Source organism: Bartonella chomelii (assembly GCF_014138465.1).
GTDB lineage: Bacteria > Pseudomonadota > Alphaproteobacteria > Rhizobiales > Rhizobiaceae > Bartonella > Bartonella schoenbuchensis.
The window spans coordinates 1-2,692 of record NZ_JACJIR010000021.1 but is presented as its reverse complement, the minus strand read 5'-3'; the positions used below and the strand labels follow the sequence as shown (position 1 = coordinate 2,692).

Genomic DNA, 2,692 nt, shown 5'->3' with positions numbered 1-2,692 from the left:
CTGGTGGCTATTCCTTTGAGAGTAGTTGTGGGGCTGATGCATCAGTCAATGCATTAACGAGTGCAAGTGCACGTTCTTCAATTGATGTAGATGGAGCGACAAACGATTGGTTTTTGGAAGAAAATAATACCATCAACTGGTCTGTTAATACAAGATCTGTCAATACAACGGGTACACGTGTTGTTAACAAGCAAGCTAGAGGTATTGCTCCAGAATTTGCATGTAAGCCAGGTCGTGGTGCCTTGTGTCTAGGTCCCAACAATTATGTTGACAGGAATAGTGATTACGCCTTGGATGAAGCTATTGCTATAGGTTCCTACACTGAATTGGAGAATATTAGACCGGATAGGGACAGGTTTGGTTATGACCCTAGGACTAATAATATACCAGCAAATGACAGAAATGGGTGGTGGAAAGGTAATAGGGTTGAAGTAGGTGTTGGTAACGAGAAAAAAGGGGTAACACGACAGATTACGGGGGTAGCTGCTGGTTCTGAAATGAGTGACATTATTAATGTTGCACAGTTAAAGAAATTTCGGCAATGGCGGGAAGAAGAAATATGGAAGATTACTGTGGATGCTTGGGACTATTCTAACAAGTTTTTCGGTGTTGGTTCCACTAGACCATTAAATATTGATGGGGTTGACGGCTTTGATCTTTCGATGGTAGGGACAACTGTGTCTGTGGGTTTGGATCATATTACTCAAAGGAAGGGGACGATTAGTATCGAAAATACTAACATATCGCTGAGTAATTCTGAGCTTAATCTTGGAAATAAGAAGATTATAAATGTAATGTCTTCGTCTACAGATCTTTCAGACAAGTCAACAGATGCGGTGACAGGTGGGCAGCTTCATAGTGTCAAGCTGAGTGTTGACAAGTTTGATGGTGTTCCTGAGGGGGTGCGTGATGATAGCCTACGGGTTAGTAATAGTATTAATCTTTCTTTAGGTGGTGGCGCGGATATCCTTAAAGATAAACAGCCAAAGTATAGAATTCAAAGTAAAGACCATGTAGGTATTGAAGCGGCTTTTAAGGGCGTTGATAGTGAACTGACGGAGCTTTTTAAGAAGGTTGAAAGCTCAGGAGAAAGACTTGTACAGCGAGATAAACAATCGAATCGGTTTACCATTGGAGGCAATGTAAAGGGTAATGAGGTCTCCATTGTCAACAAGGAAGGAAAATTTCGTGTCCTTACCGGTTTGAAGGATGGAACTCTTTCAGACGAGTCAACAGATGCAGTCACAGGTAACCAGTTTTATAAGACCGATCAGGATGTTGAGAAACTAACAAGCTCCGTTAAAGGTGTTCAGGATAATGTCATAAAGATTAATACGACTATGAATGCGACTTTAGCGTTCGGGACAAATATATCAGAAGGTAAGTTACCAACTTATACAATTCAGGGTCAAAAGTATCAAGGTGTTGAAGCGGCTTTTGGGGCTGTTGATAAAAATCTGACGGGTCTTTATGAAAAGGTTGAGCCTATAGAGGGTCACGGTTTTGTTGAGCAAGATGAAGCGTCAAAGGACATCACTATAGGTAAGAAGATCGAGGGTGATGAGATTGTAATTGCCGGTATTAAAGGAGCGCCTCGAATATTCTCTGGCGTGAGTGATGGAGAAATTAAAAAAAGTTCAACAGATGCAGTAAATGGTGCACAGCTTTATAAGCTGGGCAGTGATGTATCTCAGTATTTAGGTGGTGATGCAAATGTACTGGAGGGTAAGGAACCGAAGTATACTATTCAGACAAAGCTGCATAATGATATTGCTTCTGCCTTTAAGGGTGTTGATACTTCATTAACGCAGCTTTCTGGTAGGGTTGGTAATATAACGGGCATAATAAGTAATAGCCTTGTATTGCAAGATGAGTCGCATAAGATCACCATTGGAGGCAAAGTAGATGGTGATGAGATCTCCATTGCCGGTAATAAAGGAGTACGCAAACTTACCAACTTGGAAGATGGAAAACTTTCAAAGGATTCAAAAGATGCGGTAACAGGTGGGCAGCTTCATGATGTCAAGCAGAGTGCTGAAAAGTTGACTAGCAGTGTTGAGAGTGTGCAGCAAAATATCACAAAGTTTAATGAGAATATTACGAAGTCTTTAGGGGGAGGAGCCAACGTATTAGAAGATATAGCTCCGAAGTATAGTATTCAGGATGATACGCATAATGATATTGCCTCTGCTTTTAAAGGTGTTGGTGATACGTTGACGGTTCTTTCTGGTAAGGTTGGCGATTTAGAAAAGAACAGCCTTGTAGAGCAAGATGAGTCTGGTCTTATCACGATTGGTAAAAATGTGGAGGGTGGTGAGATCTCCATTGCCAACAAGACGAAAGGATTGCGCAAACTTACCGGTTTGGAAAAGGGGATAGTTGATGTAGGCTCAACAGATGCAGTAACAGGTGGGCAGCTTTATGATGTTGAGCAGAGTGTTGAAAAGTTGAGTAACAGTGCTGAGAGTGTTCAGGCGAATGTAGTAAAGCTTGATACGAATATTAATGCGTCTTTAGGTGGTGATGCAAATGTATTACAAAGTAAGGTGCCAACTTATACAATTCAGGATCAAGAGCGTACAAGTATTGAAGATGCATTTGCCGGTGTAGATGAAAAGCTAACATCTCTTTTGAGTGATGTTAAGGAAGCTACGAGTGCGATAAGTAATAGCCTTGTCGAGCAAGATCTGTC

At 41.3% G+C, this 2,692-nt stretch carries 1 pseudogene; it reads left to right on the top strand.

What is annotated here, in order from left to right:
* Positions 1 to 2,692: pseudogene (locus GGR10_RS06695) on the top strand (hypothetical protein); the annotation flags it as partial.